At 35.8% G+C, this 21,425-nt stretch carries 17 protein-coding genes and 1 tRNA gene; 6 read left to right on the top strand and 12 right to left on the bottom strand.

Annotated features, from left to right (window positions below; translation table 11 throughout):
* A partial coding sequence (locus ACY651_RS11920; RefSeq protein WP_462252987.1) for a sensor histidine kinase occupies positions 1–1,652 on the bottom strand: 1,652 nt, incomplete at its 3' end.
* Between the two features lie 141 nt (positions 1,653–1,793).
* Between ACY651_RS11920 and ACY651_RS11915 the strand changes: the two genes are divergently transcribed.
* From ACY651_RS11915 to ACY651_RS11895, 5 genes are all read left to right on the top strand, one after another.
* Positions 1,794–4,289 carry an FtsK/SpoIIIE family DNA translocase gene (locus ACY651_RS11915; RefSeq protein WP_462252985.1) on the top strand — a complete coding sequence of 832 codons (2,496 nt, stop codon included), beginning with the start codon at positions 1,794–1,796 and terminating at the stop codon, positions 4,287–4,289.
* 29 nt (positions 4,290–4,318) lie between these two features.
* Entirely contained in the window at positions 4,319–4,774 is a 456-nt protein-coding gene (locus ACY651_RS11910) for an NTF2 fold immunity protein (protein WP_462252983.1), read from the top strand.
* Between the two features lie 55 nt (positions 4,775–4,829).
* A complete protein-coding gene (gene pth, locus ACY651_RS11905) occupies positions 4,830–5,408 on the top strand; it encodes an aminoacyl-tRNA hydrolase (protein ID WP_462252981.1) in 579 nt (192 codons plus the stop codon).
* A gap of 96 nt (positions 5,409–5,504) precedes the next feature.
* A complete protein-coding gene (locus tag ACY651_RS11900) occupies positions 5,505–6,116 on the top strand; it encodes a fumarylacetoacetate hydrolase family protein (RefSeq protein ID WP_462252979.1) in 612 nt (203 codons plus the stop codon).
* 152 nt (positions 6,117–6,268) lie between these two features.
* Positions 6,269–8,365, top strand: coding sequence for an alpha-ketoacid dehydrogenase subunit alpha/beta (locus ACY651_RS11895; RefSeq protein ID WP_462252977.1), 2,097 nt, complete (start codon positions 6,269–6,271; stop codon positions 8,363–8,365).
* Between the two features lie 24 nt (positions 8,366–8,389).
* Here the strand turns inward: ACY651_RS11895 and ACY651_RS11890 are convergent.
* Positions 8,390–8,463 (bottom strand) — tRNA-Met (locus ACY651_RS11890).
* 246 nt (positions 8,464–8,709) lie between these two features.
* Here ACY651_RS11890 and ACY651_RS11885 point away from each other — a divergent pair.
* The gene (locus ACY651_RS11885) at positions 8,710–10,641 is read left to right on the top strand and encodes a tetratricopeptide repeat-containing sensor histidine kinase (RefSeq protein ID WP_462252975.1); all 1,932 of its coding nucleotides are present in this window, start codon (positions 8,710–8,712) and stop codon (positions 10,639–10,641) included.
* Between the two features lie 86 nt (positions 10,642–10,727).
* Here ACY651_RS11885 and ACY651_RS11880 read toward each other — a convergent pair whose 3' ends face one another.
* The 10 genes from ACY651_RS11880 to ACY651_RS11835 all read right to left on the bottom strand — a co-directional run bounded on the left by ACY651_RS11880 (position 10,728) and on the right by ACY651_RS11835 (position 21,253).
* Positions 10,728–11,153, bottom strand: a complete 426-nt coding sequence (locus ACY651_RS11880; RefSeq protein ID WP_462252973.1) for a VOC family protein — start codon at positions 11,151–11,153, stop codon at positions 10,728–10,730.
* Between the two features lie 21 nt (positions 11,154–11,174).
* Entirely contained in the window at positions 11,175–12,020 is an 846-nt protein-coding gene (locus ACY651_RS11875) for an SRPBCC domain-containing protein (RefSeq protein ID WP_462252971.1), read from the bottom strand.
* A gap of 355 nt (positions 12,021–12,375) precedes the next feature.
* Positions 12,376–12,882: a hypothetical protein gene (locus ACY651_RS11870; protein WP_462252969.1), complete on the bottom strand. Its 507-nt coding sequence runs from the start codon at positions 12,880–12,882 to the stop codon at positions 12,376–12,378.
* A 208-nt stretch (positions 12,883–13,090) separates the two neighbouring features.
* Positions 13,091–13,525, bottom strand: coding sequence for a hypothetical protein (locus ACY651_RS11865; RefSeq protein ID WP_462252967.1), 435 nt, complete (start codon positions 13,523–13,525; stop codon positions 13,091–13,093).
* A 133-nt stretch (positions 13,526–13,658) separates the two neighbouring features.
* Positions 13,659–14,150 (bottom strand): DUF1572 domain-containing protein, encoded by a 492-nt coding sequence (locus ACY651_RS11860; RefSeq protein WP_462252965.1) that lies wholly within the window; start codon positions 14,148–14,150, stop codon positions 13,659–13,661.
* Positions 14,151–14,161: 11 nt separating this feature from the next.
* Positions 14,162–15,406: a hypothetical protein gene (locus tag ACY651_RS11855; RefSeq protein ID WP_462252963.1), complete on the bottom strand. Its 1,245-nt coding sequence runs from the start codon at positions 15,404–15,406 to the stop codon at positions 14,162–14,164.
* 197 nt (positions 15,407–15,603) lie between these two features.
* Complete coding sequence (locus tag ACY651_RS11850) at positions 15,604–18,018, bottom strand: TonB-dependent receptor (protein WP_462252961.1); 2,415 nt, start codon at positions 18,016–18,018, stop codon at positions 15,604–15,606.
* Positions 18,019–18,137: 119 nt separating this feature from the next.
* Positions 18,138–18,536, bottom strand: a complete 399-nt coding sequence (locus tag ACY651_RS11845) for a GNAT family N-acetyltransferase (RefSeq protein WP_462252959.1) — start codon at positions 18,534–18,536, stop codon at positions 18,138–18,140.
* Positions 18,537–18,648: 112 nt separating this feature from the next.
* Positions 18,649–19,608, bottom strand: a complete 960-nt coding sequence (locus ACY651_RS11840; RefSeq protein WP_462252957.1) for an NAD(P)-dependent alcohol dehydrogenase — start codon at positions 19,606–19,608, stop codon at positions 18,649–18,651.
* 277 nt (positions 19,609–19,885) lie between these two features.
* The gene (locus ACY651_RS11835) at positions 19,886–21,253 is read right to left on the bottom strand and encodes a dipeptidase (RefSeq protein ID WP_462252955.1); all 1,368 of its coding nucleotides are present in this window, start codon (positions 21,251–21,253) and stop codon (positions 19,886–19,888) included.
* Between the last annotated feature and the right edge of the window lie 172 nt (positions 21,254–21,425).

Raw genomic sequence — 21,425 nt, 5'->3', positions numbered from 1 at the left:
GTAATATTAACTTCAGTTGCTTTTGAATGCTTCAACACATTATTCAATGCTTCCTTTACTACTAAAAAAACATTTCTTCTTATTTCTCCACTCACAACAATATTGGGTAGATCATCCGGAATGCTGATGGTGCAATTAACCCCGCTGTTTTCAAAATACTCCAGCGAATAACTTCTTATATACGCAATCATATTACCCAGCGAATCGTTGCTGCTGCTCATACTCCAGATAATAGCATTCATTTTATTCAGCAATTCATTGGCAGATGAGGAAATTTTTTCAATCTCTGGAATGGACCTGTCGCCAATTTTATTTTTTGCCAACTCGCTGTATAAACGAATCGTAGTCATACCTGCACCAAGGTCGTCATGCATGTCGGCACTTATCCTGTTGCGTTCTTCCTGCTGTGCTTTTATTATGGCGATCTGGTTTTCAAAATCTTTTTTCTCTACATCTAATTTTAATGCCTCCTGCTCTTTAATACGGCCAATTAGTTCACTTCGGTTTTTATAAGTTAAGCCCAAAAGAAAAAATCCCATTGCAAACAGCAAACCTATTTCATGGTAAAAAAGAGCAGCCGTAAATAACCCGGTAGGCGTAACTTTTAACAGTATAAGTGTTAACGAAATTCCTGAAAAAATAATTGCAAAAGCTGAACCGATGGCCAGGTAGATCATTAATCTTTCCTTTTGCTTAAAAGCAGCAATAATAAATAAAATACCAATTCCTAAAACAATAAATTTCATGGCATTTTCAAAAAAACTTTCTACCAAATACCATTCGGTTAAATAATGAACTAAAGTAAAAACGAGCAACAGGCCAAGTAAAAACCATTCTGCAGATTTAAAAATTTTATCAAGCCGTTTGTGTTTAATTTTTGTATTTAAAAAGTGGCGGGAGAATACGAGGTAGAAAACATTGCCCGTTATTAATAAAAACAAATCTAAATAGCCATTAAAAAAACAGGTAAAACTTCCGGAATAATTTCTGGTGCTGGCATAAAAGAATACTAAAAAAAATGTAGGAAGGGCATAGGCTATATAATAAAAAAATTCCTTTTTACGGGTTAATGCATAATTAACTAATGTAAAAAGAATCAGCATCAGCAGCATGCCGCTCAAAACAAAGCCCATGGTTTTTAAATCATCGCTTTTAAGCCGGGTTATTTTTTTAAAGGTTTCAATATAATTTTTCTTGATTATTTGCGGCTTCAGGTAGTTATAATTTTGCCTGCAAAATTCTAAGTTTACAATAATATCCGCTTTTTCATTTGGGCCTAAGTAAATATGACCGTAGCCAGAACTGTGGCCGTTGTTGATATAGGTTAAACCATTGGCAATTTTTTTATAGATATTAATTTTTTCAAACAAGATTCCAGGAAAAAAATAAATAGTATCGGCAGTGTTGCTGCTGTTAAAAAGGCCAAACTGCAAATAAGCCGGTTTGGTTATTAAACGTGGCGGAATTTGTTCTCTGTATTTAAATTTTGATAATGGAGAAAATACCTGTTGTGTAATGTTGTTAAGGTTGGATGCATTTTCTGTATCAATAAAAATCAAAGCTCTTTTTGTGATCACACCCGAATCTCTCATGGCGCCAATATCAATATAAATGCTGTCGGGCAGGGTTTGTGAGTAACCGGCGCTACACAAAAAAAGAAAAAAAAGTATAATAACAGGTTTTGGCAGTGGAAATAGTTTAAACCAAACTTACAATAAATAATTCACATCAAATAACCATTACAGGCGCTGTAACTGTGTTTGCAGTATTGCTTTTCTTTATCTTTGTTGCCAATGGCAAGTAAAACAAAACCGGTTAAGTCAAAGGGGGCTAATCCTGATCAGTTAAAACAGGAAAAAGAAGAAGCAGTACAAGTAAAACAATTGCTTAAAGATGAACGTACGCATAAAATTGCTGGCAGCATTTTACTGCTTATTGCAATTTTATTATTTATAGCTTTTACATCCTATTTATTTACCTGGGCCGAAGACCAGGATAAGTTTAGCTACCGCATGCTGCTGGCAAACGATATAAAAGTGCAAAATCTTTTAGGCACTTTTGGCGCATTTATTTCAGAAATTTTTGTACGCAAAGGTTTTGGTATTGCCAGCTACCTTATTTGTACTTTCTTTTTTGTTATTGGCGTAAACCTATTTTTTGGCAAAAAAGTTTTTTCTGTTTCTAAAAATATAAAATATTTAATTGTAGGTCTGCCGGTAATAAGTGTGGCTGCGGCAGTGGTATTTAGTGGCCAGGCTTTTCCATGGGGCGGCGCCGTTGGCGATATGAGTAAAGACTGGATGTATAAAACCATTGGTCAAATTGGTACAGTCGGTGTATTGGTGGTAGCGGTTTTATCTTATGTTATCTGGAGGTTTAACCCGGTATTTAAATTACCTTCTAAAAAAGATTTTATAGCGCCGCCAATAAGCGATAACACAGCAACAGATACAAACGAAATTGACGAAACTGCAGATGATGTCTATGACGATGGAATGAAAATAAATTCGCTTAAAGGCGAAGGCAATGTATTGGTAATTGCACCGCTGGAAAATACCATGCTTAATCATGACATTACGTTGGTGGAAAAAGAAAATGGAATTGAAAGTATTGCTGCTTCAAAAGAAGTATTACAAACAGAAGAAGAAATAAAACCAATAATAACTACTCCTAAAGTAAAAGACAGAAATATCACTCCCCTTGAACTGGAAATAAAAACTGTTCCCGAAAAAATTGATGAAGAAGAAGAGCAGGTAATAATAAACAGTAAACTCCCCAACGCAAAACCTTACGATCCAATTTTAGATTTACGGGATTATAAATTTCCTACGCTGGATCTTTTAGAAAACCATGGCAGCGAAAAAATTGTGCAGGATGCCAATGAACTGGAGAATAATAAAAATCAGATCATCAACACCCTTAAAAATTACGATATTAATATTCAGAAAATTTCTGCAACGGTTGGGCCAACCGTTACTTTGTACGAAATTATTCCTGCCGCCGGCGTACGCATATCAAGAATAAAAAATTTAGAAGATGATATTGCATTAAGCCTTGCTGCACTCGGCATCCGCATTATTGCACCTATACCCGGCAAAGGAACAATTGGTATAGAAGTACCCAATGCAAGAAAAACGGTGGTGAGCATGAAAACATTGCTGGCATCCGAGAAATTTCAAAACAATAATTTTTCTTTACCCATTGCCATTGGTAAAAAAATTGATAATGAAAATTTCATTGTCGATCTTACCAGTATGCCGCATTTATTAATGGCGGGTGCAACAGGTCAGGGTAAATCGGTTGGGTTAAATGCAATTCTCGTTTCTCTTTTATATAAAAAACATCCATCACAATTAAAATTTGTTTTGGTTGATCCTAAAAAAGTAGAGCTGAGTATTTACAAAGCCATAGAAAAACACTTTTTAGCAAAACTGCCCGGCGAAGAAGATGCCATCATCACCGACACAAAAAAAGTAGTACACACTTTAAATGCTTTGTGTATTGAAATGGATAACCGCTACGATCTGTTAAAAGAAGCCGGTTGCAGAAATATAAGAGAGTACAACGAAAAATTTGTTGCCCGAAAATTGAATCCTGAAAAAGGGCACCAGTTTTTACCTTTTATAGTTTTGGTGGTAGATGAATTTGCCGATTTAATTATGACGGCCGGCAAAGAAGTAGAAATGCCGATTGCACGTTTGGCGCAGTTAGCAAGAGCGGTGGGTATTCATTTAATTATTGCCACGCAAAGGCCGTCGGTAAATATCATTACAGGTACTATTAAAGCCAACTTTCCGGCACGTATTGCTTTTAAAGTAAGCAGTAAAATTGACAGTCGCACTATTTTAGATGCCGGCGGCGCCGAACAATTAATTGGTAAAGGCGATATGCTTATCAGTTATAATGGCGAATTGGTGCGTTTGCAATGTGCTTTTGTTGATACGCCTGAAGTGGATAAAATTGTTGATTTTATTGGCGAGCAACGTGGTTATCCGCAGGCATTTTTATTGCCCGAATATATTGATGAAAAAGAACTGGAAGCAAAAGGTGCCGACTTAACCGACAGGGATTCTTTATTTGAAGATGCGGCAAGATTAATTGTTGCCAGCCAAATTGGTAGCACCTCTTTATTACAACGCCGCATGAAATTGGGGTATAACCGTGCCGGCCGTTTGATGGATCAGTTAGAAGCAGCAGGAGTAGTGGGCATGAACCAGGGAAGTAAAGCAAGAGATGTGTTGATAAAAACGGAATCGGATCTGCAGCAAATATTTGATTCGTTAGTTTAACAATAGCAAAGGTGTGTAATTAAAATAAGATGGAATTTGAAAAATATATTAATGGTTGTATTGATGATGCGGAAAGAACTCCTGAAATTACTGTGATTGAATTTGTGAATGTTTTTAATAAATGGGCAAAGGATTGCCATAATTTCGTAAAGGCAGACAGGGATAAACTAAAAGAATTGACGAGGAAAGATAGTGAGGCAAGAAAGATTTTAAAACAGATTTATGCAAAGTATTGCACATTAAAAAACAGGAAGAATTATAGAACTAGTAATGGGTATTATTTTTATGGAGGAACTTATAATGCAGGAAGTGAATTAGAAAAAAGCCTAAAAGTTTCAAATAAAATTATTGAAGTTTTTACACTTAAAATTAAAAATATTTCTCCTTCTAGAAAGTACACTGTAATTAAAAAAGGTCAAATCTGGAAAATTGATACCGTTGAAAACTTAATTGGTAATGGTAAATGGAATTTTGACCTTTTATAACTTAATAACTACTCAATAGCTATATAGAACAATACTAACTTCATTCACCATTCACATGTCAAAATTTCTATTAGTCGGCCTTGGTAATATTGGAAGTGAATACGCCAACACCCGCCATAATATCGGGTTTGATGTAGTAAATGCTTTTGTAAAAAAGCATGGCAGCCAATTTGAAGTAGGCCGTTTAGCCTATGTAGCTACCGTAAAATTTAAAGGTAAAACCATTATATGCATTTGCCCCACCACTTTTATGAACCTTAGTGGCAAAGCTTTTAAATATTGGATGGATAAAGAAAAAATTGCAGTAGAAAATACGTTGACCATTGTAGATGATGTAGCATTACCGCTGGAAAAAATACGTTTACGTCCTGCTGGTAGTGCAGGCGGACACAACGGATTAAAAGATATCCAGGCTGTTTTAAATTCCGATAAATACCCCAAATTAAGGTTTGGCATTGGCGATGGCTATCCCAAAGGCATGCAGGCCGATTTTGTTTTAGGCAAATGGCTTAAGGCAGAAGAGCCGCTGGTACTGCTTAAAATAGAAAAATGCATAGACATTATAGAAAGTTTTATTGCAACAGGTATAGATCAAACCATGAGTGCATTTAATAATCTTTCTGTAAAATTATAAGCAATATAACCTGTGTCATTAATACACATTGTTGTTTTTTATATGCTATTTCCCTATATTCGCTTTACAAACCCATCCCCTTAAAAAAAGCACTAAATGAAGATAATTTGTGTTGGCCGCAATTATGCAGACCACGCCAAAGAACTTGGCAACGACATACCTGATGAACCGGTAATATTTATGAAGCCGAAAAGTGCATTGCTGCAAAGCCATACACCTTTTTACTATCCCGAGTTCAGCAATGAATTGAATTACGAATGTGAACTGGTTTTACGTGTTTGTAAAAATGGAAAATATATCCAGGAACGCCATGCATCAAACTATTACAATGGCATAACTGTAGGTATCGATTTTACAGCACGTGATATTCAGGACGAATTAAAAAAGAAAGGTTTACCATGGGAGAAGGCAAAAGCATTTGACAATTCCGCCGCTGTGGGAAAATTTGTAGATGTTGCTCCAACATTAAACAGAAAAAATATCGGCTTCTCTTTTTATAAAAACAAAGAGCTGGCGCAAACAGGCAATTCGGGCAATATGATCTTCAGTATTGATGCTATTATTTCTCATATCTCTAATTATTTTTCTTTAAACATTGGCGACCTGATTTTTACCGGCACACCGGCAGGAGTAGGAGAGTGTGTAGTAGGCGATATACTGGAAGCTTTTTTAGAAAAAGAAAATTTGCTTACGGTTGAAGTAAAATAAATTTCACAACATCATTATAATTTAAAATCGCAATTTTTATTGCGATTTTTTTTTGCCACGGCTATGTCCCGCAGATTTCGCAAATGGCGCAGACAAAAATTTATAATCTGCGGTATCAGCGAAATCTGCGGGACATATTTTACTTTTGAAAAATGATTGCAACAGATATTTTATTAAAAGCGTACCAACTAATGTGCACTGCCAAAGCCATGGCAGAAACTTACGAAGCCAATCGGCCCATTTGTAAATATGTTCATTCTACGTCCCGTGGCCACGAGGCCATACAATTAGCCACTGCTTTTCAATTACAGCCCTGCGATTATGTAAGCCCTTATTACCGTGATGAAAGTATGTTGTTAGGTTTAGGTTTTACGCCTTATCAATTAATGCTGCAACTATTGGCAAAAGGCAATGATATTTTTACTGGCGGCAGAGAGTATTATGCACATCCCAATTATCGTGACAACGATAAACCCAATATCATTCATCAAAGCAGCGCAACCGGTATGCAGGCCATACCAACAACAGGCATAGCGCAGGGTATAAAATATTTGGAGAAGACAATTGACAACGGACAACAGACAACAGTTGACGGGCAATTCATCAGTGGTCAGTCGTCAATGGTCAATCGTCCAATCGTCATCTGCTCTCTCGGCGACGCATCCGTAACCGAAGGCGAAGTAAGCGAAGCATTTCAGTTTGCAGCATTGCATCAACTGCCCATAATTTATTTGGTGCAGGATAATAATTGGGGCATAAGCGTAACTGCCGAAGAAGCAAGAACCACCAATGCCAGCGAAATGGTAAAAGGTTTTAAAGGCATACGAAGAATAAGTATCGACGGCAGTGATTTTTTACAGAGTTATGAAGTAATGAAAAATGTAGTGGATGAAGTGCGTAAAGAACGGCATCCTTTTTTAGTACATGCAAAAGTTCCTTTACTCGGCCATCACACCAGCGGTGTAAGAAAAGAATTTTACCGAACTGCAGAAGACCTTGCAAAACATTATACCGATGATCCCGGTCCAAAATTGCGGAAAAGATTATTAGAACTTGGTATAACGGAAGACACTTTAATTAAAATTGAAAAAGAAACGGCAACACAGGTTGAAAATGATTTTAACGGCGCCGTTGCAGCACCGGAACCTGATGCAAAAACAATAAGCGATTTTGTTTTTGTACCCACAATTGTTACCGAAGAAAAAGGAGAACGTTCTCCGGCAGGTAGAGAAAAAATTGTAATGGTGGATGCCGGTTTGTTTGCGATTAGAGAAATTATGGAGGAATTCCCCGAAGCAGTTTTGTACGGACAGGACGTAGGACGCAGGCTGGGTGGCGTTTTTAGAGAAGCCGCAACTTTAGCAGAACAGTTTGGCGACCATCGTGTTTTTAACACCGCCATACAGGAAGCGTATATTATTGGCAGCACCGTGGGCATGTGTGCCGTAGGTTTAAAACCAATTGTAGAAGTGCAGTTTGCCGATTATATTTATCCGGGATTAAATCAATTAGTAACAGAAATAAGCAAGAGCTGTTATTTAAGCTGTGGCAAATTTCCGGTACAAACTTTAATTCGTGTACCCGTTGGTGCTTATGGCGGCGGCGGTCCTTACCACAGCGGCAGTATTGAAACCACTTTACTCTCCATTAAAGGAATTAAAATTGTGTATCCCACCAATGCAGCAGATATGAAGGGATTGATGAAAGCTGCTTTTCTCGATCCTAATCCTGTGGTAATGCTGGAGCATAAAGGTTTGTACTGGAGTAAAGTGCCGGGTACAGAAGAAGCGAAAACAGCAGAGCCATCATCAGATTATATTATTCCGTTGGGAAAAGGAAATATTGTTTTGCAGGCGGATAATAATTTTGTGGTAGATGGCGAAAGCTGTTGCATAATAACTTATGGTATGGGAGTGTATTGGGCAAAAGCTGCAGCAAAAAACTTTACCGGTAAAGTTGAAGTGGTTGATCTAAGAACTTTATTTCCTTTAGATGAAGAGCTGATTTTTGCTACGGTAAAAAAACACGGCAAATGTTTAATTGTAACAGAAGAACAGCAAAATAATTCTTTTGCCGAAGCGCTGGCAGGCCGGATAAGCAAAGCCTGTTTTAAGTATTTAGATGCACCAGTGGAAGTTTTAGGCGCCTTAAATTTACCAGCCGTGCCTATGAATATTATACTGGAAAAAGAAATGTTACCCAATGCAGAAAAGGTTATGGATAGAATTAAGCAGTTGCTTGAAAATTAAAAAAGCCCATTTAAGGGCTTTTTGTATCGGGGAGCAGACTTGAACTGCCGACCTTCGGGTTATGAATCCGATGCTCTAACCAGCTGAGCTACCCCGACCTGCATATTTACCGTTGATTACAGCGGGGTGCAAAAGTAAAGAAATGAAGGCAATTTCTGAAAACAAATCACAACAAATTGGCCTTGGTCAATAAATGAGGCTCAAATACCTATTTTCTGAAAAATAATAAAAACCCTTAGTCAAGTTTTTTAAATAATGAAATACGCTGATATTGAATACTGTTAGCTCAAAAAACCTATATTCAATTACAGCAGGCCTTTTGCACTTTTAAATTTTACCCAATTATGTATTTACGTTTATTAGTATTCACTTTTTTTATCCTTATGCATTTTATTGCATCTGCCCAGCAAAATGCTATTGATTCTTTTTTAAATACACAGTTAAAAGCAGCGGGAGAAAATGCTTTACGTAAAGCAGATGCCTATAATACCACGGCACGTAAATTTATAAGGACCGATTTGGGAACTTCTTTAATTTTTTCGAGAAAAGCATTGGAAATTTCTACTAAAGAAAAATATGTATCGGGCATGGCAATGGCTTATTGTAATATTACTACAATACTGGAACGGCAGGGTAAAATTGATGCAGCATTTACTGTAGCCGATAGTGCTGAGGCATTGGTAAATAAAGATACCAGCCACGTGGTAAAATGGTACTATGCAACTAACCTGGGTAATTTGTACCGGCGCAAAGCTAATTATCCACTAGCATTGCAATATTACCAGCAAACTGCAAAAATTGCTGAAGATAACAAAGATGAAAAATTAACTGCAAGCAGTTATAATTTATTGGGCATAATTTATTTAACCACCAACGACCTGGACAGGGCAGAGGAGTTTCATAAAAAATCTTTAGTGCTAAGAACAGCGTTGAAAGATTCCATGAGCATGTATTACTCGTACGATAACCTGGGCATTGTAAACAGGGAAAGAAAAAATTATGATAAAGCACTCGAATATTATTTTAAGGCAAAAGAACTGGTAGAATTATTAAAAGACTCTGCAGGAATTTCTTTTATGTACAATGATATTGGTGCAGCCTATTCATTTAAAAATCAAACTGCAGATGCAGAAAAATATTTAAAAGCCTCTATTGGTATAAGAGAACGGAATAACGAATTGCACGAACTGGCTTACACGTATAACTATTTAGGCGAAAATTACGAACGTAAAGGAGATCTGGTAAATGCAGAAGCATCAATAAAAAAAGCCTTATCAATTGCAGTGGCAATAAAAAATAATAAACAGTTAATTGAAGCACACGAAAGTTTGGCCGATTTTTTCAGCCGCAATAAAAAATACGATTCTGCCTATGTGTATGAGCACAAGTATAAATTGATAAAAGATTCTATTATTAAAAAAGATCAGCAGGAAATAATTGCAGAGCTTACCACTAAATACGAAACAGAAAAACAAAAAACACGTATTAAAGAACAGCAGCTGGAAATTACAAAAAAGAATTACTGGCTGGCAGGTATATTGGGTGGGGCATTGGTGTTAATGGCAGGAGGTTATTCTTTTTACAAACGCCGTAAACTAAAGCAGGAAACAAGATTGCAGCAGGAAATTATAAAACAGCAGGATCTTTCCACCAAAGCTGTAATTGCTGCAGAGGAAAACGAACGTAAACGCATAGCCTCCGATTTGCATGATGGCGTAGGACAGATGATGAGTGCTGCTAAAATGAATTTATCGGCTTTTGAAAGTGAACTGAGTTTTGCAACTGAAGAACGCAAACTTGCCTTTGAAAAAATTATTCAGTTGGTTGATGAGGGTTGTAAAGAAGTACGTAATGTAAGTCACCAGATGATGCCTAACGCATTATTAAAGCAAGGGCTTGCAAGCGCCATAAAAGAATTTATTGATAAAATTGATAACAGCATTATTAAAGTTACGCTGCATACCGAAGGATTGAACGATCGCTTAAACAGCAATACCGAAACTGTTTTATACAGGGTAATACAGGAGTGTGTAAACAATGTAATTAAACATGCTAACGCCAATGTACTGGATATTGCTTTGATAAAGGATAAAGATGGTATTGCCGTAACAATAGAAGATAACGGCCGTGGTTTCGACAGCAGTAACAAAATGAATTTTGAAGGCATTGGCCTTAAAAATATTATTTCGAGGATAGAATACTTAAAAGGAAATATTGAATTTGATACTGCGCCGGATAAAGGAACATTGGTGGCAATAGATATTCCCGAGGCATAATTTTAGTTGAATGAGTAAAGAAACGTTGCGTTATTATAAATTAATAAACACAACGTTTCCTAAAAAAATATTTAAGAAAGATACTGCTATGCGTTTACCAGTTTTGCAATATCAATTTTTTTCATTTTCATAATTTCCTGCATTACCCTTGGTGCTTTTTCGGTGTCGGTCATTAGTTTGCCAATAATATTTGGAATAATCTGCCACGAAAAACCAAACTTATCTTTAAGCCATCCGCATTGGCTTTCCTGCCCGCCATCTGCTGTAAGTTTATTCCAGTAATTATCTATTTCTTCCTGTGTTTCGCATTCCACTACCATTGATACGGCTTCGTTAAATTTAAACATGGGGCCGCCGTTTAAACCCATAAACTTTTTTCCATTCAGTTCAAAATTTACAACCATCGGTGTATCTGTGGTAACTTTTGAGTTTTTAAAAACACTGCAGTAAAAATCTGCAGCAGCTTTGGCCTGCCCATCAAACCATAAGCAGGGATAAATTTGATTTGTCATTTTTAATATTTTTGTTATTAGTTAATTTGCTTCTGCATAGTTTTTAAAATTATTAAGAATTGCCTGCCAGCCGCCCTGTTGCAATTCTAATGAATTCATTTCTTCTGCTTCAAATTTTTCAGCAATTTTATAACCGTTATCCTGTTTTATAAAATCAATTTTTACTTTTCTTCCATCACCAAGAATGTATTCAATTTTTTTATTGGGTTCCACTGCGGTGTAAGTACCGCCAAAGTCAAAACCAAAACTGCCATCTTTTGCTTCCATGTAAAAAGAAAAATTTCCACCCACTTTTACATCGTTCTCTGCCTTGGGCGTGTGCCAGTCGTCCGATGCGTTATTCCATTGGGTAATGTGCCTCGGTGCTGTCCAGTGTTCCCAAATTTTTTCAATAGGTGCTGCAACAATTGTTTCTATTGATAATTCAATGGGCTGCTCAGCTAATTCTTTTAAAACAGCTAATGCTTTGGGAAATTTTTCGGATAAATATCCTGCAAAATCCTCCAGCGTATCAAGGTTTACATCAAGTAGTGTGTTGCCATTTTCTTCTTTTAAAGAATACGATTCTAAACCACCACTCCACAATTTTGTTTTTTCATCAACAGGTTGTTTTTCAAAATTTTTAATTTCACCCAAATGCCTGAAACTCATAAATTCATTGGGTTTACTTTGTTCTATTTTGCTGAACATGCCGCCGCCATCAGGCGATAAAAATTGTATGTCGCTCCCTTCTTTCCAGTCGGAAATAGCATGAGAACCCTCTTGAAATGGTGCTGTCCATTTGCGGTAAGTAATATCGTTCCATAATACCTGCCACACTTTGTTTGCTGTAGCATTAATAAGAATGCTGAAATGTATTTTTTTCATACCATTTATTTTTTTTGGTTAATAGTGTTGTTTTAATTTGATAACACAAAGATGCAATAAGAAATTATAAACAGGGAGTGGTAAAAACGACAACTTAAGGGGCTGAATATGACAGCAGCTTTAATTTATCATTTTTTATTTTTTTAAGTTAGATTAGTGGCTGTAAAGTAAATAAAATAAAAAGAAATGGAACAGTTTTTGAAATGATTTACTAACCAGGCATAAATTTTTTTATAAGAAAAATATAATGATTTGCTCGGTTGTGCTTTTGGTAGGAACAGTAAGAAACTTATAAAAACGAAAATGGAGAACTGCTTGAACAGAAAAAACCCCTTTATGAACCTGGCATTAATTTTTAAGCTGCCTGCATTACTTTCTTTGCTTTAACATTCCACAATGTTTCCCATTCACCATCTTTATTCAGTTGCTCCCATTGTATTGCCATGCCATTGCCGCAAGTACTAAAAATAGTTGTACTTCTTACCTGCAAAAGTTTACCTTCCGCTTCCGTGTACCCTGTTAATTTCCAAATGCCATTTTTTTCCCGGCTTTGCCATTCGTATGTTTTACCATCGCTGTAAAAAGAACGGATTGTATAAATTTTATTTTTTTCATCATGAGCAATAACTTCTATGTAGGCTATTGCATGTTCTTCAGCATCTCCTTTAATGCGGTGCACAAGGCAAAGCTCATTTTCTAACTCTTCGCAATATTCCAAGGTGGTTATCCAGGCCGCATGGCCGGGTAAACCTTCTCCTTCATACGGCGCTCCTTCTAAATTCCACTCTCCAACAAATGCATCAAGCTTTTTAAAAGCCGGAGGTATTGAATTTATGGTAATTGTTCTATTGTTAATTTGCATTTTGTACAGGTAAATCGGTATAAGATTAGCCGTAGCAAAATAAGTAACCGTTTTAACACAACTGTTACATAATATGCAGTAATAGTTACATAATTCCCATATTAGAAACAAATGTGTACTACAAATTAATTAAGATTATAAAAGGAGAGGGGGATGTTTTTATTTGTATGTCTGTTTGATTCTCTTATAAGCTGGAAGAATTGAAAAGCTATTTACTAGGGGCTATTTTTCTTTTTTTCTTTAAAAATTTTAAATCATTTTCTAGTCCATCTTTATCATAATCCCAAGCTTTAGGATTCATGTTCTTTGTTCTGGTGCATAAATTTGTATTGAATGTTTTTCCTGATGAATAAGCAAACATTAACCAATGTTCTCCAATTTTAGGAAAAATCCCACATTGACCTGATTGAGCAGGAGAAATAATTTTACTTATTTTACTTATTTGTTTTCCTTTGTAATAAGCTTCTACTTTTAAAAATATAATTCTTTCAAAAGCCTTTTCATAAATTTTTTCAACTTTCCCTTTAAATATAAGATCATATTTATTAAACTGTTTTTCGTCAATATTGCCAGGATGGATACATGAGCAACAGTTGCCTTTTTGACAAAATAGCAGCACTAAAAATAATAAGTATAGTTTCATGAATATTTATTGGTTGCCAATAAGAGATTTAAAATAGCTGGAATTCCATAATAGAAACTAATTTTCATCTTTTTTATTCTGCCTCAAGAAATATTCTTCTAAAATGCAAGCATCTCAATCAGCATAGGCTTTTTCATTTTTTAATATCCTGCAAATTTTCATCCTGCAACAGTATTTTTTTTAACAACACAATTTGCCCCAAATGATAATGGCTGTGCTCAATAATACCATGAAAATTTCTGTAGTAATTGCCATATTTTTTATCTGTAAAATCTTCCCAAAGCTTATGCTCCGGCAATTGTTCTACCAGATGAGCAAAATTTTCAGCATCGCTCCACATCTTGTTCAATAATTTTTCCCAATCATTTTGAGAGAGGATCGGCGGAAGGTTAAAACTGTATTTATCACTGGCATCCAGTGCTTCTCCCTGCAAAACTTTTAATACTGCACTTACATAATAATTAATGTGGTACACCAGTGTGGCAATGGTATTAAAAGAATAAACTGTTGTTGTTGCCTGCTGCCAGGTAACAGCAGTCAAATTATCTTTAAGGTTAGATGAGGCCCAGTTGCCACCAAAATGAATTTCTCTAAAGTGTTTTGCAATTTGCGTTGTTACATTCATACGCTGATTTTTTATTGTTTATCCAGCCATATTTTATAGCCATTTACAATGTCAATAAAATCTACTTTAATAGCATTTTTTGTGTTAGCTTTTTTATTTGCAGTAATACAATATTTTTTAAAAGCTTCCACGCCAAAATTATCAATAATATATTTTACAAATATTCCGCAAATTGAATAATTAGCTTCTGAATATTGGCCATAAAAATCTTTGTTATTAATTATCAAGTCGGTATAATTTAAGCTGTCTTTAAACTTTTTTGCAATTGCCAATCGTTGTTTAAGTAAATTACTGTCATTAAGGTTAGTTACATACTCCACACACCCTTCTACAAAAAAAGCCGGGTTATTATCTTGCGGTATTGTATTATCAAAAAGAAAATGCGAATATTCATGTTTAACTAAACCTGTATTAAATCCATTGGTGTGGATTTCGCCACGGATACTAAAGCCTGCAGAATTATTACCGGGGCAGGTAAGGCCAAACATGCCCGACATGGTTCCATACTCCTGCATATTAGAGTGAAGAAACCAGCTTATTTTTTTTACAGGCATGGGCAGCTTATACACAGTAAGAAATTGTTTTGAATACAATTGTAACTCCCGGTTTAATTTTATATAATCAATCGTGTCTTTAAATGTTTTTGAAACATATATAGCAGAAAATAACGGGGAAGCCAGTTTTATGTAATTGGAGTTTTTAAGATTTTGCAGATTGAACCAATCGAAAAGCTTTCCATTTCTATTGCCAAAAAAAGTTATTTTTCCATGCTGAGTAATTAAAATATCATGGCCTCCTGTTAATGCCAACTGAGCATCCTTTACCGCTTTAATACTATTGCCACTTACAATTATAAGGTTGGTATCAACAAAAACAAAACCGTCAGAACTATCCTGAAAATTTTTATTATTTAAGGCAAATCCTTTTTTTAATTGACTGATTAAAGTACTGTACTGTTTCCATTTTTTAAAATCCTTTATTACTCCAACCAGAAAAAGATTCTTTTTAAAATCACTGTCAGCCAGTTCGGCTTCTTTTTTAAGAATACAATTATTACCCAGTGTTGAACAATAATCATTAAGTATTGCACCCAAACCTGTGCTGTTATCTGGCGAAACAATAATTGTTTGTGTACCAATTATTGTCATAACTTTTTTAAGAGAACAGTCGTAAGCTGGCAGTGTTGCCAAATCTTTTTGCTGTGCAAAAGAAAATATTGCTAAAATAGAGAAAATGAAAGTTGAGAAAAGTTTCATACTGATGGTTAAATATTTTAAAGGCAGTGTATAAAAACTGCTTCATAAATATACATACAATCTAAATTAACACAAACGCTGTAGGGTTAAGAAATAAAAAATATTGAAGGGGGAAAGTAATATTTTAAAAACAAATTCCGGCATTCAAAAAACACCTGGTTATTGCATTTGCAAACCTAAAGGGAGGAGTAGTATAATCAAAATTTATAACTGTAACCTAACCGGAATACCTGTGTTTCGTAATAGTCGGTACTTATTAATGTAAACCCATTTCCATTGGTTTCTTTTTTAATTTTTAAGGTATTAAAAATATCAGTTGCATTAATAAAGAGTTCACCTTTGCTTTTTTGAATCATTTTTTTTACACCCATATCCACCGAAAACCTGGTGCCAATTTTACCCTGCGGAATAATATCCGGCGCTAAATAAATACCTGTTATTTGTATATCTGTTAGTTTAGGTAAATGAAAAATACCATTGAGTTTTATATTGCCCGAAGTAAATTTTTCTTTGCCTGCTGAGTAATTTGAAACTACCGGGTATTTATTTTGTACCGTAAAGGCATCTATAATGTTACGATAGATATTTACATTGGTATTGAATGAAAAAACTTTTGAAAAATCCTGCTGCAAAACCATTTCAATGCCAGTATTGCTGCTATGCCCTGCGTTTTGAAATACAGTATAAATTAAAGCAGCTGGTGGCACTTGTGTTGCTATTCTTGTAATAGTACCTTGGGTGCTGCGATGATATAACGCCGAATAGAAATAACCTTTTTTTGAATTGGTTTTATAACCTAACTCATAAGAATTAGTAAACTGTGGACGAAGTGCCGGGTTACCCACTTTAATAATTTCCGCATCATCATATTTTGGAAAAATTCGAATGTCCACCTCGTTAGGTCTGTCAACTCTTCTATTATAGAATAGTGAAATTTTATTTTGATCGTTTATTTTATACGCTAATCTTACATTAGGAAAAGGCTGAGTGTAATTATAGCCATCACTTTTATAAGTGTTGTGGTTGGGGTTTACTTTATATTGTAAATCCACATACTCTACCCTTAACCCAATTTCCGCTTCTAACTTTTTACTTTCATAAACATAGTTGCCATACACTGCAGGAATAATTTCAGTATAAGTTGCAGCACCACCTGCACTGGTATCTAAAGGAGAATTTAAACCCGGCTTAAATTGCATATTGGTGGGTATATCCCGGTAGCGAAATTTTAATCCGCCTTCAATTCGGCCGTACTTTAAAGGCTTTACATAGTCAATATTAAAATCGGCAACATGTTCATCGGATAATAACTTAAAAGAATCTAATCCGGTATAGCTGGGTAAAATATTTACAAAATTATATTTTTCATCTTCCCTGTGAAAAGTATAATTGAAACCGGCATTTAATAAATGACCTGCCTGTTTAAATTTATGCTGATAAGCAACTGATGCAACAGCCGTAGTTTTTAATTCATCTTCTAAAAATTGCCAAAGGCGTTCTCTTTTAGAAAAATCTTCATTATAAAAAGGCTGGTCGCCACGGTCAATTATTTTTTCGATACCAAACAAACCCGAAACAGTCAGCATATCCTGGTTGTTAATACTCCAGTCAATACCTGCTTTGGTGGTAACAAAATGGGTGTTCCTGTTTCTTTTTGTTTGTTGATTGATAATTGTGCCGTTATTATATTTCCTTTTAACAAATTCATTTTTGTTGAGGGTTTCCGTGTACAACCAATCTGCCTGTAAAAAACTATTTATTTTATTTTTCCGGTAGTTTAAAGAAAGCGAAGGATTTATTTTTGGCGTAGCCTGGTATTGCGGACGAATGCCCGGAAGGTTTTCTTTTTTTTGCCATAACGCACCAAGGCCAGTTGCAAAACCCACTTTACCATTAAAGCCCTGCTGCTTATTTTTTTTATAGATAATATTAATGATACCTGCGTTGCCGTTAGCATCATATTTAGCGGATGGATTGTTGATGATTTCAATTCTTTCAATGGCAGATGCAGGAATATTATCTAAACCTGTTTGGCTGCCAAAGCCTGTTAAAGCAGTTTGTTTACCATCAATTAAAATGGCTACTTTATCGCTGCCTCTTAATTCTACTTTTCCATCCTGGCTGGTGGTTACGCCGGGTAAATTTTTTAATGTCTGTAAAACAGAGCCACCGCTTTGGCTGATGTTTGCAGCTACCGAATAAGTTTTTTTATCCATTTTATTGCTCACATCATCTTGCGTTGCGTTAACAACAACTTCTTGCAACTGTTTTGCATCTTGTTGTAATTCTATTGTGCCAAGGTCTAAGAAGGCACTTAGCGTACCCACTAAAACCGGCTGCGATTTTAATGCAAAACCTGTGTAAGTGCATTGCAAAATATAACTGCCCGATTTTATATTGGTTAATGTAAATCTTCCTTCTTCGTTGCTTACTGTACCTGTAACAAAAGTGCTGTCTTTTGCTGTTTTCAAAACTATATTTACAAAAGGCAAAGCGGCTTTATCTGCTTTGCCTTTTACTAAGCCCGACAGGGTAACTGCCGAAGTTTGAGCCTGCAACATTAAAACTGCAAATACAAAAAATGAAAATAGTGCAATAATTTTTTTCTGCATTGATGAAGGAGATTAAGCCAGGTATTTCAAAATAATTTGATTTGCAAATATAACGCTGCACGGGTCTTTGCAAAAAATACAATACTTGCAAAGAATGTTAAATTAATAACCGCAAATTATTATTTTGTCCGGGCAATAAGAAAAGCCCTGTCTTCTTTTGTAAAACCAACTCTGGGATAATATGTCAAGGCTGTTGGTACCGATAATAATAATATCATCGATTGCTCACCCAATTTTTCTTTTGTAAGATCAATTAATTGTTTGCCAATACCACTTTTTTGATAATCCGGATCTACAGCAAGATCGGCCAGGTAACAACTCCAAACCCAATCGGTGATACACCGGCTTACGCCAATTAATTTTTCATCATCCCATGCGGTTACAACCAGGTTTGAATTGTTGTACATTTTTTTAATTCGCTCTGCATCATTGGTGGGCCTGGGCAATCCGGCTTTATCGTACAATGCAATTACCTGTTCGGCAGTGGGTATAATATCTGTTTTGTAAATTATTGGCATGGATGTTATTTGAAAATAAAATTAGTGAATTGGTAAAAGGTAAATTTAAGAGTAAAGATTTTTGCACAGTTCATGTTGTTTCCAAAAGAAAAGTTATGGAATGGGGTTTCCTTCACATCGTTATTACTACTTTTCCTTTGTGCCCAGCTTTATCAAAAAGCCTGAATGCTTCCGCGAAATCATTTAGTTTGTAAGGTCCATCTATCAGAGGTTTTACTTTGCCAGCTTCGAAAAGTTCATTCATATACAATAAATCCCTGTTTGTCTTTAAGGCAACAATACGTATGTGTTTTTTACTGATCATCGAAATCCATGGCCCCATTATCAAAGCCTGTAGAAGTCGGCCCATGGAACCCCCAACTGTAACATAAATTCCATTGGGACACAATGCACGGGCATAATCAAACATCGAACGATTTGTCTTAACATCAAGGATCAGATCATAAAACTTTCCGTTTTTAGTAAAATCTTGTTTTGTATAATCAATGACATGATCAAAGCCCATTGAACATAGCTTATCCAATTTACCTGTACTGTCAACCCCGGTTATTTCAACCCCGTATAATTTGGCAATCTGCACTGCAAAAGTACCAACACCTCCGCCTGCACCATTTATCAATACTTTTTGTCCGGGGTGAATTTTTCCTTTATCAATAAGCCCCTGTACAGCCAGCATCGCCGCCTGTGGTATTGCCGCTGCTTCTTCGAAACTCATGGCTACAGGTTTTAGTGCTAATGATTTTTCACGGGCACAGGTATACTCAGCAAAACCTCCCCAGTAACTGCTCAAATCACCATACACTTCATCGCCTGTTTTAAACCTGGTTACATTTTTACCAACTGCTTCAATTCGTCCCGAAATATCGGAACCGAGTATTTTTCTCTTCGGCTTCAGAAGACCGTTTAGTAAGCGATTTATGAAGTCGCCCTCAAGAAGGCCAAAATCCCAATCATTTATTGATACTGCTTGAACTTTAATCAATACCTCATCATCCTTTGGAAAAGGTTTTTCTATTTCTTTGATCTGTAGAACTTCAGGACCTCCGTATTTTGTGTAAACAATTGCCTTCAATTTAGTAGATTAATTTTAAAGTGACGCACAACGTATCTATTAATTGCTATAAGAAGTTACTCGAATTCTAAGTTCGTTTTGATCTCAATATTTTGTATTGCTTATACCGTCAACGCAATTTAAGATTTTTTTAATCTGTGTGTAACTATTTTATGAGCCTGCGAAAGATGAATACTATTTCCGAAGCCGGGCACAAAAAAATCCCGGTAATAAACTTACCAGGATTTTTATTTTCAAATTTATTCCCAAAAAAAATGAGATAGAAATAACACCGCAATTAACTCATCTCCGCAAAACACTTATGAAAATACGGTATCGTTTCAATGCCTTTATAAAAATTATCGAGATTAAATTTTTCGTTAGGGCTGTGCAGGTTATCACTGTCTAAACCAAAACCCATAAACACAATTTTAATACCCAGCTCTTTTTCAAACAAAGCACAAATAGGAATACTGCCACCACCACGTACAGGGATAGGTGTTTTTCCAAAAGTGGTTTCCATGGCTTTGGCAGCGGCTTTATAAGCTTTGCTGTCAATTGGAGTCATGTAGGGTTCGCCGCCATGGTGCAGGCTTGCTTTTACGGTTACATAAGGCGGCGCAATCTTTTTTAAATGATTAATAAGCAGGTCGGTTATTTTATCGGATGTTTGGTTGGGTACCAACCTTGCACTAATTTTTGCAAATGCTTTGCCCGGTAAAACTGTTTTGGCACCTTCGCCGGTGTAGCCGCCCCAAATACCATTCAATTCTATAGTAGGTCGAATGCCTGTTCTTTCATTAGTGCTAAAACCATTTTCGCCCCACAATTCTTTTACACCTAAATCATCCGCATATGCTGCAGCGTCAAAAGGTGCAAGCGCCATTAATTTTCTTTCTTCATCGGTTGCAATGGCTACATCATCATAAAAACCGGGGATGGTAATGTGGTTATTTTCATCATGCAGTGAGGCAATCATTTTTGCTAAAATAGTAATCGGGTTTGCAACGGCACCGCCATACACACCGCTGTGCAAATCACGATTGGGGCCTGTTACTTCTACTTCAATATAACTAAGGCCACGTACACCAATATCAATACTGGGTGTATCTAAACTTATCATGGCGGTATCACTTATCAAAATTACATCTGCCTTTAATAATTCTTTATGCGATTTTACAAACGTGGCCAAATTAGGACTGCCCACTTCTTCTTCACCTTCAATACAAAATTTAATATTGGTGGTCATGCTGTTTGTTTTAACCATTGTTTCCAATGCTTTTACATGCATATAAAATTGTCCTTTATCATCGCAACTTCCTCTTGCATAAATTTTGCCATCAATAATTACAGGTTCAAAAGGGCCACTCTTCCATAGTTCTAAAGGATCGGCAGGTTGCACATCGTAATGCCCGTAAACTAAAACCGTTGGTTTGTTGGCATCAATTATTTTTTCGCCATAAACTAAAGGATGGCCTGCGGTTTCGTAAATTTCTACTTTGTCTGCACCTGCTTCCAGCAATCTTGCTTTAACAGCTTCGGCGCATTTTATCATATCAGTTTTATGTTCGCTTTTAGCGCTAACACTTGGTATGCGTAACAGATCTAACAACTCGTTTAAAAAACGGTCTTTGTTTTGTGCTTGATAATCTTTCCAGGCTTGCATAAATAGTTTATTAATTAATTAGTTGATTGGTTGATTGGTTGATTGGTTGAATGTTGAATGTTGAATGTTGAATGTTGAATGTTGAATGTTGAATGTTGAATGTTGAATGTTGAATGTTGAATGTTGAATGTTGAATGTTGAATTTTTAATTTTGAATTTTGAATGTTTAATG

Origin of the sequence: Ferruginibacter sp. (assembly GCF_031391665.1) — a bacterium.
Lineage (GTDB): Bacteria > Bacteroidota > Bacteroidia > Chitinophagales > Chitinophagaceae > Ferruginibacter.
Note: the sequence above shows the minus strand (reverse complement) of the source record. Positions and strands in the feature narration are given on the sequence as shown.